At 28.6% G+C, this 15,787-nt stretch carries 12 protein-coding genes; 9 read left to right on the top strand and 3 right to left on the bottom strand.

Annotated features, from left to right (window positions below; translation table 4 throughout):
• Window positions 1-117: 117 nt before the first annotated feature.
• The 7 genes from rplU to rpmE all read left to right on the top strand — a co-directional run bounded on the left by rplU (window position 118) and on the right by rpmE (window position 7,433).
• Window positions 118-420 carry a 50S ribosomal protein L21 gene (rplU, locus tag ACSH4Z_RS01895; RefSeq protein WP_438340303.1) on the top strand — a complete coding sequence of 101 codons (303 nt, stop codon included), beginning with the start codon at window positions 118-120 and terminating at the stop codon, window positions 418-420.
• 3 nt (window positions 421-423) lie between these two features.
• Window positions 424-684 (top strand): 50S ribosomal protein L27, encoded by a 261-nt coding sequence (rpmA, locus tag ACSH4Z_RS01890; RefSeq protein WP_438340302.1) that lies wholly within the window; start codon window positions 424-426, stop codon window positions 682-684.
• Between the two features lie 99 nt (window positions 685-783).
• Window positions 784-1,272 (top strand): MSC_0623 family F1-like ATPase-associated protein, encoded by a 489-nt coding sequence (locus ACSH4Z_RS01885; RefSeq protein WP_438340301.1) that lies wholly within the window; start codon window positions 784-786, stop codon window positions 1,270-1,272.
• A complete protein-coding gene (locus ACSH4Z_RS01880; RefSeq protein ID WP_438340300.1) occupies window positions 1,262-2,806 on the top strand; it encodes an MSC_0619 family F1-like ATPase alpha subunit in 1,545 nt (514 codons plus the stop codon). The genes ACSH4Z_RS01885 and ACSH4Z_RS01880 overlap by 11 nt, the downstream gene beginning before the upstream one ends.
• Entirely contained in the window at window positions 2,806-4,182 is a 1,377-nt protein-coding gene (locus ACSH4Z_RS01875; RefSeq protein ID WP_438340299.1) for an MSC_0618 family F1-like ATPase beta subunit, read from the top strand. The genes ACSH4Z_RS01880 and ACSH4Z_RS01875 overlap by 1 nt, the downstream gene beginning before the upstream one ends.
• Before the next feature lie 586 nt (window positions 4,183-4,768).
• Window positions 4,769-7,150 (top strand): phosphoketolase family protein, encoded by a 2,382-nt coding sequence (locus ACSH4Z_RS01870; RefSeq protein WP_438340298.1) that lies wholly within the window; start codon window positions 4,769-4,771, stop codon window positions 7,148-7,150.
• A 73-nt stretch (window positions 7,151-7,223) separates the two neighbouring features.
• Window positions 7,224-7,433 (top strand): 50S ribosomal protein L31, encoded by a 210-nt coding sequence (gene rpmE, locus ACSH4Z_RS01865; protein WP_438340297.1) that lies wholly within the window; start codon window positions 7,224-7,226, stop codon window positions 7,431-7,433.
• Between the two features lie 62 nt (window positions 7,434-7,495).
• On the opposite strand, the gene ACSH4Z_RS01860 is transcribed toward rpmE, so the two are convergent.
• From ACSH4Z_RS01860 to ileS, 3 genes are all read right to left on the bottom strand, one after another.
• Entirely contained in the window at window positions 7,496-7,735 is a 240-nt protein-coding gene (locus ACSH4Z_RS01860) for a hypothetical protein (protein WP_438340296.1), read from the bottom strand.
• An 82-nt stretch (window positions 7,736-7,817) separates the two neighbouring features.
• Window positions 7,818-8,402: a signal peptidase II gene (locus ACSH4Z_RS01855; protein WP_438340295.1), complete on the bottom strand. Its 585-nt coding sequence runs from the start codon at window positions 8,400-8,402 to the stop codon at window positions 7,818-7,820.
• Window positions 8,389-11,064 (bottom strand): isoleucine--tRNA ligase, encoded by a 2,676-nt coding sequence (gene ileS / locus ACSH4Z_RS01850; protein WP_438340294.1) that lies wholly within the window; start codon window positions 11,062-11,064, stop codon window positions 8,389-8,391. Before ileS ends, ACSH4Z_RS01855 begins: the two co-directional genes overlap by 14 nt.
• A 149-nt stretch (window positions 11,065-11,213) precedes the next feature.
• Between ileS and leuS the strand changes: the two genes are divergently transcribed.
• Both leuS and ACSH4Z_RS01840 read left to right on the top strand, forming a co-directional pair.
• Entirely contained in the window at window positions 11,214-13,619 is a 2,406-nt protein-coding gene (gene leuS / locus ACSH4Z_RS01845) for a leucine--tRNA ligase (RefSeq protein WP_438340293.1), read from the top strand.
• A 540-nt stretch (window positions 13,620-14,159) separates the two neighbouring features.
• Window positions 14,160-15,416, top strand: coding sequence for a hypothetical protein (locus tag ACSH4Z_RS01840; protein ID WP_438340292.1), 1,257 nt, complete (start codon window positions 14,160-14,162; stop codon window positions 15,414-15,416).
• Window positions 15,417-15,787 lie beyond the last annotated feature (371 nt).

Raw genomic sequence — 15,787 nt, 5'->3', positions numbered from 1 at the left:
AATATACGCAAATTTGTGGTAAAATAATCAAGTTACTTATAGAGTAACCATTCTAAACAGGTTTTTAAACTTTTTAAAAGTACCTCAAAGATGTGACAAAATATAAGGAGATTTTAAATGTTTGCAATTATCGAAACAGGTGGTAAACAATTAATCGTTAAAAAAGGCGATTCTATTTATATCGAAAAAATCGATGGAAATGCAGGGGACAAGGTTGTTTTTGATAAAGTTTTAGCAGTCGAAAATAAAATTGGAACTCCATATTTAGAAGCTGCTTCTGTTTTAGGTATCATTGAAAAACAAGGGAAAGCAAAGAAAATTGTTGTTTATAGACACAATGCTAAATCAACTCATAAACGTAAATTAGGTCACCGTCAACCTTATACAAAAGTTCAAATTGCAGAAATTAAGGAGAAATAAGACATGGCACATACGAAATCTGGTGGAACAACCTCGAATAGTAGAGACTCGGCTGGTAGAAGATTAGGAGTTAAGGCTACTGATGGACAATTTGTAACAGCCGGAAGCATTATTTATAGACAAAGAGGAACAAAAATCTTTCCTGGCAATAACGTAGGCAAAGGAAAAGATGATACATTATTTGCTTTAATAGATGGTATTGTAAAATTCGAAAATAGAATTAATAGAAAATTTGCTTCAGTATATCCTATTGTAGAAAAATAATGGCTTTGCTATTATTTTTTTATTATCAATTCCTAAATTATTAGGAAATTATGGTTATAATAATGTTGTTTTATTATTTAACTTATTTTAAGGAGAAAAATGCCTGAAAAAAAATCTATATTAATAGATGGAAATAAAGATAGAATTTTGTTCTGGTTTGAAGATCAAAAAAATCAAAATGAAATTAAATTAATTGATTTTAATAAACTTATTTCAACTATTTTATTTAAAGGTAATTTTAATACAAAGGATTCCCGTGTAATTGACTTTCTAGAGAGAATTAAGAAATCACTTATGGATTATCTACCTATAAAATTTGCCAATTTTATTGTTAACTTCGAAGAAAACGCTATATTTAGCATTTATAAAAAAGTTCCATTAATTTATGTGAATAATGAAGAATTTGAATGAAATAATGACTTCGAAAAATTATATAATGAGATTCTTAAGGACCTAATAAAAGATGGATATTATGTTGAATTCTTGCCTAACATTATTTTATATTTCTCAGACATAGCAGGAATTTTGAAGTTATATATTAAAAAAAGTTATTTTATGAATAATAAAGGAGAAGAAAATGGAAAATAGTAATGCTAAACCAAATAAAAATCCCAAGATAATTTCTATTTTTGGTTATATTGTTGAAGTATCAGGACAATTTCCTTATGAACAAGGACAACAATTTGTTTGCGAAAGAGATACAAATATTAAATTAATTCTTATTAGTGCTACAAATGATCACGCGTTTTTATTAGCTAATAATGAAAATAAAGAGTTAAAAATTAATGATACAATAATCGCTACCCAAAAGCGTGATGTATTTACTTCAAAACAACATTTTGGAAATGTAGTCGATATTTTTGGCGATGTTGTTTTACCTAAAAAGCTTGCTGTTGAAAAACAAAAAAATGATCCTGAAAGTGCCACATTTAAACTTGCTCATCAATTAATGAGTGTTCAAACATTAAATGAGCAACTATATACAGGATTCACATCAATAGATTTATTAATTCCTATCGGAAAAGGACAACGTGAATTAATTATTGGGGATAGACAAACCGGAAAAACTCACATAGCAATTAATGTTATCTTAAATCAAGCAAAAACCAATACCAAGTGTGTTTATGTTGCAATTGGACAAAAAAGAGAAAGCATATCTAAAATTTATAATACCTTAAAAGAACATGATGCTTTAAAAAATACTATTATTGTTGATGCGCCTGCTACTAGTGCATACGAGCAATATCTAGCTCCGTATGTAGGTATGGCACATGCTGAAAACATTTCATTAACTGATGATGTTGTTATTATATTTGATGACTTAACAAAGCATGCTAATATTATTCGAGAAATTGCTTTATTAACTGATAAGCCTGTTGGTAAGGAAGCAATGCCCGGTGACATATTTTTTGCTCATTCACAATTATTAGAACGTGCTGGTTCATTTAAAAATAGAAAAACAATTACTGCTTTGCCAATTTTACAAACTATTGATGGCGATATAACTTCATTAATTTCTTCTAATGTTATATCAATTACTGATGGTCAAATTGTAACTAGCGCTGACTTATTTTCTCAAGGTGTTTTACCGGCTATCAATATTAATTTATCAGTTTCAAGAACTGGTTCATCAGTACAAAATAGAATTATGTCAAAGGCAGCTTCAGAAGTAGGTAAAATCTTTAAACAATATAAGAGACATTTAAAGCTTGCTGCTCTTGATTATGAATTGAATAAAGAAACCGCAACATTATTGTACAAAGGAAAAATGATTGATAAGATGTTTATCCAAAAAGGATATACATTATATTCGAATAAATTTGTTTTATTGATGTCTAAACTAATTTCATGAACTATATTACATGGAATTAAGGATGAAGAAAAAGCGCTAAGATTTATCGATCTTTTAATTGAAACAAATCAGGAAGCTAAAAATGCTTATAATACTATGCAAACAAGTACAGATTATGATGATAAGATTATAAAAAACTTTTTTGCATATGCTTTAAAACAATATTCAGATTATTTAAATTTAGGATGAGATGTTGAATATGAACATGAGTTTGTTGAATTTAGTAAGGAATATTTAGAATTAGTTGCTAAAAAGTTAGGAGATAAATAATGGGAAAAATAGTTAAATTATGATCTGACATTATTGAAGTTAAATTTAATAAAAAAGAGTTGCCATTAGTTAATCAATTACTAACAGCGAATGACGGCAAAACTTATTTATTGGTAAAAAGAATTATTGATGAGGAAACAATTAGAGCTATTATTATCTATTCTTCAAAAGAAATTAACATCAATGATGAAATTATTAATACCAAACAAAGTTTTATGGTTCCAGTTGGTTCAGGTTCCAAAAATAATATCTATTCATTTGAGGGAAAACCGTTACTTGAAAAACGTGGAACAAAACCTATATATATTGAAATGAATTCAATTATTAATAACGATCGCTATCTAGAGAGTAATCTAGAAATAGTTGAAACAGGAATTAAGGCAATTGACTTCTTTATGCCAATTATTAAAGGATATAAATTGGGTATATTTGGTGGCGCCGGCGTTGGTAAAACTGTTTTAATGAAGGAAATTATTTTTAATGTTAATAAAAAATCAACAAAGACTTCAAATATTTTTATTGGTTCCGGAGAAAGATCACGTGAAGCTATTGAATTATTTGATGAGTTAGAATCATCAAATTTAATGAAGAATTCAGTAATGTATATTTCAAAAATGAATGAATCACCAGGAGCTAGAATGTCGATTGTACCAATTGGTATTACAGCTGCCGAATATTTAAGAGATTATGAAAAAGATGATGTCTTATTATTTATTGATAATATTTATCGTTTTATTCAGGCTGAAAATGAGGTTTCTGCTTCATTGGGTAAAAAACCTTCTGTAGGTGGTTATCAATCTACATTAGAATCAGATGTTGCTAATGTTGAAAATAGATTATTTAGAAACAAAAATGGGTCAATAACATCTTTCCAAACTATTTTCTTGCCAATGGATGATTTAAGTGATCCATCAGCTGTTGCAGTATTTAACCACCTTGATGGTAATCTTGTTTTATCGCGTAATCAAACCTCAAAAAATATTTTCCCTGCTTTTGACCCTCTAGCTTCTTCATCACATTCTGTTGATGAAAAAATTATTGGTAAAGCACACTTTGACGCTATCATAGAAACAAAAAGAATTTTAAAAGCATATAAAGACCTTGAAGATGTTATTTTGATTCTAGGATTTGATGAATTAGATGAACAAAGTAAGAATACAGTTAAAAAGGCTCTTCAATTGGAAAATTTCTTTACTCAAAACTTCTTCATGACTGAACACTTTACAAAATCTCCCGGTGTTTATGTTTCGTTGGAAGATACGATAAAATCTGTTCAAAGAATTTTAGATGGTAAATATTTAAAACAAAGTCCCGAAATTTTTGCTTATGTTGGTTCAAATCTAGATATTCCGACTGATGAGGAATTAGGATTATAAAATTACTTGCTTTTGTTGAACATAGATAAAAAATCCAGTCACATTTGTGCTTGGATTTTTTAATTAGTTGCTAATAGGAAATAGCTAAAAGAAAAAAAGAAGAAGAAATAAGAGGCTTGAGTTCTTTGTTTATTGATTATGTAAAAAAAGAAATTGTAATAGAGATACGCCAAATATTGTAGTTTCATATATTGAAACATCAAAAAATTAAATTATATTTATTTATCAGTTGTAATTCATCACAAAACAAATAAAATTCTCAATTAAAATTTATTTTCAGTAAATGATCTAGATTTAGTTATTAAACATATGTTAAAAAAATGGCTTTTTATAACTAAAAACTATTGTAGAAAATTATAATAAATTGATATAACAAAAAAGATTACAGTTGTCATTAAATCAAGAAACTCTACATACGCTTTTTTGGAGAAATTGACAATAAAATGTGTTTTTAAAAAAATGACTATGTTTATTGTAGGACATTTTTTGTTTTTATGTATGATTAGCCATTAACCCCTTTACTTCTTAATAAATTGATGTAAAATATTATTACTATATTTTTTGCAAAAATATATTATGGAGGAATATGAATAGTAATTTTGATAAAAAAGAATATTTTGAATTAATGGATAAGTGATTTAGAGCAGCTAATTATTTAAGTGTTGCTCAAATCTATTTAAGAAACAATCCATTATTAAAAAAAGAATTAACAAAAGATGATATTAAATTATATCCTATTGGTCACTGAGGAACAATTCCTGGACAAAATTTTATTTATACCCATTTAAACCGTGTTATTAATAAATATGATTTAAATATGTTTTATATAGAGGGTCCTGGACATGGTGGCCAAGTCATGATATCTAACTCATATTTGGATGGTTCTTATTCAGAAATTTATCCCCAAATTTCACAGGATGAAAAAGGGATACAACGAATGTGCAAGCGTTTTTCATTTCCTGGTGGAACAGCAAGTCACGCCGCTCCTGAAACACCTGGATCAATTCATGAAGGTGGAGAGTTAGGTTATTCATTATCGCATGCAACAGGAGCAATATTGGATAATCCTGGTGTGATTGCGGCTGCGGTTATAGGCGATGGTGAGGCCGAAACTGGGCCCCTTTGTGCTGGATGATTTTCAAATTCGTTTATTAATCCAGTGAATGATGGCGTTGTTCTTCCTATCGTTCATCTAAATGGTGGGAAAATTTCTAATCCAACTCTTTTAGCAAGAAAACCAAAAAAGGAAATTGAACAATATTTTTTAGGTTTAGGTTGAAAGCCATATTTCTTTGAATGAAGTGGCAATAAAACTAGTGTTGAAATTCATCAAGAAATGGCTAAAATCATGGATCAAGCTATTGAAGATATTCTAAATATTAAGGCTAAGGCAGAATTAGTCGGGCCAAATAATGCAACAAGACCATTATGGCCTATGCTAGTTGTTAGAACCCCGAAAGGTTGGACATGTCCAAAAGATTGAGATGGACAAGCAATTGAAGGCAGTTTTAGAGCACATCAAGTGCCCTTGCCTGTTAGTGCTTTTAATGTTACTCACATTAAAGAGTTAGAAAAGTGACTAAAATCATATAAACCTGAAGAACTTTTTGATGAAAACGGAACTATTCTAGCGGAAATTAAAAACCTGGCTCCAAAAGGTAAGCAAAGAATGGCAACAAATCCAATAACAAACGGAGGAATCAATTCACGCTATCTAGATTTATCTCCATGAGAAAAATTTGCTACTAATGTTGAATATCCTGGTAAAAATAAAGGGCAGGATATGGTTGAGCTGGGAAAATATATGGCTGATGTTGTAACAAAAAATCCTGATAATTTTAGGGTCTTTGGTCCTGATGAAACAAAATCAAATAGATTATTTGAACTTTTTAGAGTTACTAAGCGTCAATGATTAGAGGAATATTCGGACAAATATGATGAATTTGTTGGTCCTGTTGGTAGAATTATTGATTCACAATTAAGTGAGCACCAGGCTGAAGGCTTTTTAGAAGGTTATGTTTTGACTGGACGCCATGGTTTTTTTGCTTCATATGAATCCTTTTTACGGGTTATCGATTCAATGTTAACTCAGCATATGAAGTGATTAAAGAAGTCTTTAGAATTGAAATGAAGAAATGATTATCCATCTCTAAATATTATTGCAACTTCAACAGCATTTCAACAAGATCATAATGGTTATACGCACCAAGATCCTGGCCTTTTAGGCCATCTTGCCGACAAACGTCCTGAATTAATAAGAGAATATTTGCCTGCAGATTCTAATACACTTTTGGCTGTTATGGAAAAATCATTAACCGAAAGAAATGTTATTAATCTAATTGTTGCTTCTAAGCAACCGCGAGAACAATTTTTCAATATCGATGAAGCAAAAGAACTTGTTGAAAAAGGCTATAAGGTTATTGATTGAGCTTCAAATGTTAAGGAAACAGAAACGCCTGATATTGTCTTTGCATCATCTGGTGTTGAACCGAACCTAGAAACACTAGCAGCAATTTCTATTGTTCATAGTCATTTTCCTAAGCTTAAAATCAAGTATATTAATGTTGTTGATTTATTAAAATTAAGAAATCCTAAGATCGATCCACGTGGAATTAGTGACGAGGAATTTGATAAAGCATTTACAAGAGATAAACTAGTTGTGTTTTCTTTCCATGGATTTGAAGGTTTAATAAGAGATATATTCTTTGATCGAACAAATCACAATTTAATTATTCATGGTTATCGTGAAAATGGTGATATAACAACTAGTTTTGATATCAGACAATTAAGTGAAATGGATAGATATCACATTGCTAAAGATGCAATAGAGAAATTATATGGTTCTAAGGAACAAAATTTTATCGATTTAATGAATAAAAAAATACAAGAACATAATGAATATATTCATGAATTTGGCTACGATATGCCAGAAGTTGTTGAGTGAAAATGAAAAAATATTAATGAGTAAAAAATAACGCTTTTATGTTATAATTTTTGCTAGTTAATTAACTTCAATAAATAATATATAAGGAGCATATTCTATGAAAAAGGAAATTCATCCAAAATATTCTGAAATTCATGCAACATGTTCATCGTGTAGCACAGATTTTATTTTTGGTTCAACCGCTGAAAAAGTATCTTTAGATGTTTGCTCTAATTGTCATGCATTCTACACCGGAAATCGTACAGACGTTAAGGCACGTGGTCGTGTAGAAAGATTTAACAAGATATTAGAAAAATCAAAAAAATAAGTACTTATTTCAAAAAAAGAAGATTAATAATAAAAAACTAGGAAAGTTTCCTAGTTTTTTATTTATAAGCAGTAATGAAAGCCAACATTGAAGCCAATGTTATTATCAGTATCCTCCCATTTTGCATTGAAATCTTTGGTTTTAATTTCGCCCTTTGAAGAATTTACTGATCTTATTAGACCTACGGTAGAGCTTATTGCTGAGGTGATTATTGGAATTGATCCTAATATAGAAGTAATTAAGGCTGATATGGCAAATCCGCCAGCAATTTCATCACATTCTTTTTCACTTAATTTTTTCATTTTTCCTCCCTATAAATTTTTAATTTATAAACTTGGAAATATAACAAATATATGAAAAAAGAGCGAAAAAAATAAGGTTTAGTTAAACCTTATTTTCGTCTTTTGTTAGTTTGTTCTTTTTATAATGTTTTATTCAATGTATGGTTACAATCGATAAAACCACACTTATTGCTCCTAAAACTAATCAAATATCAGCAAAATTTAAAACACCTTGGTTTGCTCACGGAAAATTCATAATATCTCTTACGCCACCGAATATAAATCTATCAATCATATTACCCATAGATCCAGCACTTACTAAACCAAGAAAAATAGTTATGCATATTGAATGCTTTTCTCTAACAAAAGTTACGCCTCATAGTGAACCTAAAATAATGGCAAAACTAAATGTGTGCAAGACTGGCAAATTGCTTTCAAAAAAACCTAAAGTAGTGCCAGCGTGAAAAACTGATTTAAAGATTATAAATTTGTTGCCGATTTCATAGTCTAGATCTGGAGATAAAATGCTTTTATCTTTTCATCTAAAAATATATTCCTTTGTAAGTTGGTCTATTAATAAGAAAATAAATAATGCTCCCAAAAAAATTGCTATGTTAACAAGAATGAATTTTCAATTTGTTTTTCAATATTCTTTTGAAAAGTATTTTTCCTTTTTATTTTCTTGCATCAATAACCTCCTCGCATCTAAAGCAAATTTCATTTTTAAAACTAAATTGATCTTTTTCAAAGTGATTTCAACATCTTAGACATTTATATGATTCGCGTTTTTCAACCTTCATTTCGTTTCCGATGGTTAATTTAGCAATCATTAGTAATTTAGCTAGTGGTAATGATTTTATGAATTCTGATTTAGTTGTAATAGTTACAAATGCCTCGTTTTGTCTCTTAATTTCTTGCAATTTAATCTTTTCTTCAATTAATCTATAAACCTCGTCTTTTAGATCAAAAAATTCTTGTCATTTATCGCTTATCTTTGTTGAAAAAGTTTTATTTAGATTTCATTTTAATAAGTGTACAGATTCTTGCTTATTAGGTTCGTTATAATATTGATATACTTCCTCCATAGTTGTTGGAAGTATAGGAGCAAGTATTTGCAATAAAGTTTTAATGGTTTTGGCAAAAACGGTTTGAACTTGTCTTCTTTCATAGTTATCTTGTTTATTTAGATATAAAATATCTTTTGTAATTGTGATGTAGTAAGAACTTAAATCAATGATAAAATTATTTACTTCTTTAATAACATTTACAAATTTATAATTTTCGTAAAAGGATAGAATTTTAGCTTCCAAGTTATTTATTTTTTCAAACATTAATGCATGAATAGATTCAAGACTAACATAATTAAAATCAAAGTCAAATAGTGCTCCTAGCATAAATTTGATTGTATTTCTTAATTTACGATAAATTTCGACATTTTGTTCCAAAATCTTATTATCAATTGTAATATCGGCCGTGTATTCAGAGTTTGCAGCTCATAATCTTAAAATATCTGAACCATATTTTTTTACTATTTCTAGCGGGTCAACTGTATTTCCTAATGATTTAGACATCTTGCGCCCCTTGCCATCGAGGGTAAAACCATGCGATAGAAATGACTTAAAGGGACTTTTATTTCTTCAAGCAACCGAATTTATCATTGAGCTATTAAATCAACCACGATATTGGTCTGAACCTTCAAGATATAAGTCAAATGGTGCCTCAATAGCAGCTGGTTTAACGCCTAGTGAAGTTGATCCTGAATCAAATCAAACATCCATAATATCATTTTCCTTAGTGTATCCAAGTTTTTGATATTTTTCAGGTAATAATTCGTCCGCTGTTTTTTCATATCATATGTTTGAGCCATGTTTTTCTATAAGATTTATGACATAGTCAAATATTTCTTCTTCCAATATTGGATTTTTGTTTTTGTCATAAAAAACAATAATAGGAACACCTCAACTTCGTTGTCTTGAAATACATCAAGTATCGCGATTTTCAAGCATTAATTCAAGACGGTTTTTTGATCACTCGTTATATGTTTTAACATTATTTATTTCATTTAGAATTTTATCTTTAATCTTTTTAACGGATACAAATCACTGAGGAGTGGCGCGATACATAATTGGAAGATGGGTTCTTCAATCATGAGGATATGAGTGTTTTATCTTTTTGAATCCAAGCAACAAATTATTTTCCTCTAAGAAATTACCAATTAATGGATTAGCATCATCATAGAAAATGTTCTTAAATTGAAGTGCTTTTTCGTTTAATGTCCCATCATCATTGACGTGCATAATTTTTTCAAGGTTGTTTTTATTTCCAATAATAAAATCATCTTCGCCAAATAAAGGTGCCATATGGACTAATCCTGACCCATTTTCAAGTGTAACATGGTGTCCCTCAACGACTGGACAAATTAGTTTATTAATTGGACTTTCGTATTTTATTCCTAATAAGTCTTTACCTTTGAAACTACTTCCAATAATTTCATATTTTTCTCATTTACATTGTTGAGCAACTGATTCAACTAGGCCTTCGGCTAAAATGTAAGTAGTATTATTAACTTTTATTTTGATGTATTCAAATTCTGAATTGATAGCTACACCTGAATTTGCAATTAATGTTCACGGAGTAGTTGTTCATATAATTAGTTTTTCATCCTTACAAACAATATTATTGCCTTCTGTAATCTTAAAGGCAACAAATATTGATGGTGAAATATGGTCTGCGTATTCAACTTCAGCCTCTGCTAGGGCAGATTGTGAAGAAGGCGATCAATATATTGGTTTTAGGTCCTTGTATATCAAACCATCAAATAGCATTTTTTTAAAAAGTCTTAATTGTTGTGCTTCAAATCTTTTATCTAAAGTAACATAAATTTCTTTAAAATCAGTTAGCAATGAAAGCTTTTTAAATTGTTCCATTTGTTTTGCAACCTGACTTAGGGCATACTCTTCACATGCTCTTCTTAGTTCCACAACTGAAAAATCTTTTGCAGTCATTTTTCGCTCTACTAACATTTTGTGTTCAATAGGAAGCCCGTGAGTATCTCAGCCGGGTGTAAATGGAGCATAAAAGCCTTGCATATTTTTGAATCGTACAATTATGTCCTTAAGGATTTTATTTAACGCATGACCAACATGAATATTCCCATTCCCATATGGAGGTCCATCATGCAAAACAAATGTTTTATTCCCTTTGTTGGAAGCTAAAATTTTTTGATATAGTTGTTCATCTTCTCATTTTTTTTGGAAGATAATTTCCTTATCAGCAAGATTTGCTTTCATTGAGAATTCTGTTTGTGGCATTAATAATGTGTCTTTATAATCTTTACTTTCTTCAGCCATATTTTTTCCTTTATTGTTTTGTTGTATTACAGTTAAAAATAATATATTAAATTTTACAATAATTTATATAAAAACAGTGCTAATGTTTTTTGCAAGAAATTAAACAACATTATATTTGTAAAAAAAGATATTAATGTAAAATTAATAACATGTATAACCATAAACTAATAGAAAAAAAATGACAAGATTTTTGAGAACAAAATAGATCATTTAAGACAACAAAAAAAAGCAATAAAAAGGCCTATATTCTTGATATGTTCCCATATCCTTCGGGGTCTGGTTTACATGTTGGACATCTTGAAGGCTATACTGCAACAGATATAATTTCACGTTACAAAAGATTAAACGGATTTGATGTATTGCATCCAATTGGCTGAGATGCTTTTGGGTTACCTGCTGAGCAATATGCAATTAAGACTGGAAACCACCCAGCCCCCTTCACAATAAAAAATATTAATAACTTTCGTAGACAATTAAAACTAATGGGATTTTCATATGATTATGATAAAGAAATTAATACTACTGATCCCAAGTTTTATATTTGAACTCAATGAATTTTTAAGGAATTATATAAGCATGGACTTGCTTCAATTGAGGAAATTGACGTTAATTGATGCGAAGGATTGGGCACAGTATTGGCCAACGAAGAAATTATTGAAATTAACGGGCAAAAAGTTTCGGAGCGCGGTAATTTTCCTGTCGTCAAGAAGCCGATGAAGCAATGAGTCCTAAAGATCACTAAATATGCTGATAAACTCCTAGAGGGATTGGCTAGCCTTGATTGACCCGAAAGTTTAAAATTATTACAAAAAAATTGAATCGGAAAATCACAAGGTCATATTGTTAGATGAAATCTTAAAAATTCAAAGAAAAATATTGCAACCTTCACAACCAGATTAGATACTATCTATGGCGTTTCATCGATTATTATTAGTCCTGAGCATCCATTGCTTTTAGAAATTTGTACAGATGAATATAAGAAATTAATTATCGATTATATAAATATAACAAAAACAAAAAACGACCTTGAAAGAACGCAACTTAATAAAGACAAGACAGGCTTGTTCACTGGGGCATATGTTAGTCATCCCCTAACAAATGAAAATATTCCGGTTTGAGTTTCTGACTATGTTTTAATGAGTTATGGCGAAGGAGCAATAATGTCTGTTCCTGCTCATGATGCCAGGGATTATGAGTTTGCAAGAAAATATAATCTAACTATTAAACAAGTATTAGAAGCGGAGAAGTTACCGTTTGTTGACGATTCTAAACATATTAATTCTGATATCGCAAACGGCCTTAAAAAAGCACAAGCAACAGAAGTTATTTATCATAAATTAAATGCGATGGGCGTCGTTGATAATAAAACTAATTTTAAATTGAGAGATTGAGTATTTTCACGTCAACGATATTGGGGTGAACCGTTTCCGGTTTTATTTGATGAAAATAATAAAATTTATTTAGTTGATAATTTAGTAAAACTTCCTGAGGTTAATAATATTAAAGCATCAGGCTCAACAGAAGGACCACTTGCCAACATTAAGGATTGATTATATGTTGAAGTTGATAATAAGATATATCGACATGATACTAATGTAATGCCCCAATGAGCGGGGTCTAGTTGATATTTCCTGGCCTATATTTTAAAAAATGATGACGGAACATATTTGCCGCTTGATAGTCAAGAAGCAAAGGAAAGATTTAATCAATGGTTGCCAGTGGATTTATACATTGGCGGCCAAGAGCATGCCGTATTACACTTATTATATGCTAGATTTTGACATAGATTTTTATATGATTTAGGCATTGTCAATACCAAGGAACCATTTCAAAAGTTAATAAACCAAGGTTTAATTTTAGGACCAGATGGACAAAAAATGTCAAAATCTCTTGGCAATGTCATCAATCCTGATGGTTTAGTTGAATCACATGGTGCTGATGCCCTAAGGTTATATGAGATGTTTATGGGCCCCTTAACTGAGTCAAAGTCATGAAATACAGATTCTCTCAACGGAATTAGAAAATGACTCGATAGAATTTATCTTATTGTTGATAAATTAAGAAAAAACATTGATATAACTGATGAAAATCAGGAACTTGATAGTAATATTAATCAACTTATTTTGGATATTAGTGAAAATATTGAAAAATATAAGTTTAATATAGCAATAAGCAAGTTTATGGTCTTTATTAATTTTCTTGCGAATATTGAAAAAATTAATTCATTAGAAATTATTAAAAACTTTGCTATTTTATTTTCACCTTTCGCTCCTCATATAGCAGAAGAATTTTTGGAAATGATTGGTGAAAAATCGATATTTTACCAAAAATGGCCAATTGCCAAAACTAATTTAATTATTGAAAAAAATCCGCAAATTGGTGTACAAATTAACGGAAAGTTGCGTGGTCAGTTAGAAATTCGACCAATTTGGAATAATGATGAAATTGTTACGCAGGCAATGCAGCTTGATTCAATTAAGAAATGATTAAAAGACAAGCAAGTGATTAAAGTTATTTATATTGAAAATAAAATATTGAACATTCTAATTAAATAAAGAAATTTAGATAATAACCAAAAATAAGAATACATTAGGCAAAATAAAATAATTAGACTCAAGTCACAAATAATGATTTGAGTTTTTTATTATTTTATTTAGTGTATCAATTATTATAAATGCCTTTAGTGAAACAAAAAATGAGTATAATCAAGGCCGATAACATATATTATTAAATTATATATTTTTTAAAAATGAAATATCGGTTAAAAAATTCTTAAATATTAATATATAAACTATTTATTTTATGTTTAATTTAAGCTTAATTTGTGACTTTCATTTTTTTATTAATATGTATTAATGAATTATTTATGTTTTTATTTGCATTAGTTTATGACAGTATAAAACTTTAGTTTTTTTAAGCCTAAAATTAGAAATATTATACAAAAATTAAGTGATGGAAAAAAAAGTGTATAGTAAGTTAAATTAGCCATAAATTTTTAATTTAAAATATGATTTTTCTTTAAAAAAAGCGCTATTTTTTTTTTTTTTTTGGTTGGTCATATAATTATAAAAAATACTAAATTGAAAGGAAAAAAAATGAAAAAAAGCAAATTACTTTTTTTAGGATTTTTGCCTGTTTTGGCAACACCAATTATGGCTCTATCATGTGCAAATCCTGCTAAACCGGAAAAACCAGAAAAACCAGCTGAACCAAAGAAACCAGAAAACCCAGAAACAAAGAAGCCAGAAACTCCAAATAAAGAAAAAAATCAACAGTTTGGCGATAATATTAAAATTGTTTATGAAGATTTAAAAAAACATCATTCAAAAAAGGTCCTTACAGATTTGATAAAACAAAATAAACCAATTACGGATCTATTAATTAAAAATGCAATTAATCTAGACTCAGTTGATTCAATTAACACTAACAATAATCTTATAAATAATATAAAAAATGAAGCACCAAAAATTGAAATTGATCTTAGTGACCCAACTAATGAAGAAATTAAGAATGTAATTGATAATTTTTATTACAAGAATTTATATAAACATTATGATAGATCAAAAGAAGGCAAGCAAGGTTTTGATTTTTTATTAAACAATGATAAAGGAATAGTTTTGTTTCCAAATGAACCAGAACACAATGTTCCTTGAGATGAAGATGATGAACCTTTTATAATAACAAGTGATCAAAAAATAAATGCATTATTCGAAGTTTTTAGTGGTAAAAAATTGCCATTTACTCAGGAAGAAAAAGATACTTTATTAAGAGATTTAAAGAAGGATACAAAAAATCATAAAGAATTAGAAGATGAAATAAGTACTAAATTTAGTGATTTTGTTGAATCTGAAATTAAGAAGGTTAAAAATTTTTTTGAAGATGTTTTGGAAATTCAAATAGAAGAAATTGAGGATCAAATTTATGATTATTTTAATATGATAAATGGTCCAATTGGCGGCACAACAACTCTTTGAGATATTGAGCAACGAGCTAATTTAGTTAAAGACTATATCAAACAAGTTCAAACTTTAGAAAAAACATATTCACAATATAAAGATTTTGGAAATACATTTACTACCCCTGATGGAAAAGCAATAAAGGAATCTGATTTATCTAATATTGGTATTACTTATCCTAAGGAAGAACTTATTAAATATCGTGAACAAGCCTTTAAAGAATTGCGAGAAAAAATTCAATTTAAGATATATATAAAAAATCCAATTGATTCGTTTTATACTACCCCATATAATGCCGTTGAAAAAATGCACAATTTTATCAATAAGATAATTGATGAACAGCAAAAAAGGCTAAAAAAGCTAAAAGAAGATTCAAAAACTATTGATTTTAACTAAAAATCCATCCTAAAAAAGTAAATATTTAAAATAAAAAAATTTAATAAAGGTGTTAAACTCACCTTTTTTATTTTTTAAAATCGCAACTATAAACCTTTTTAATGAAGGCTATTTATTTGCTAAAAATAAATATATGTATGAATTTATAGACATAATTATTAATTTATTAGTTAAAATATTTCATATATTCAATGGTTATTAAAGAATTTTTAACCTTTTTATCAATATATATATATATATATATATATATATAATTATCATATAAGATCCACCCGTAAATAAACTTATGGTTTAAAATCTTGACTAAAATTTATCTAGTTTAATTTAATATGTGGTGAAATATAATCCATTTTTTATTCATTGAGGAGTTA

Source organism: Mycoplasma sp. 125, from assembly GCF_051549845.1.
Lineage (GTDB): Bacteria > Bacillota_I > Bacilli_A > Mycoplasmatales > Metamycoplasmataceae > Metamycoplasma.
This window is presented reverse-complemented; position numbering and strand designations above follow the sequence as displayed.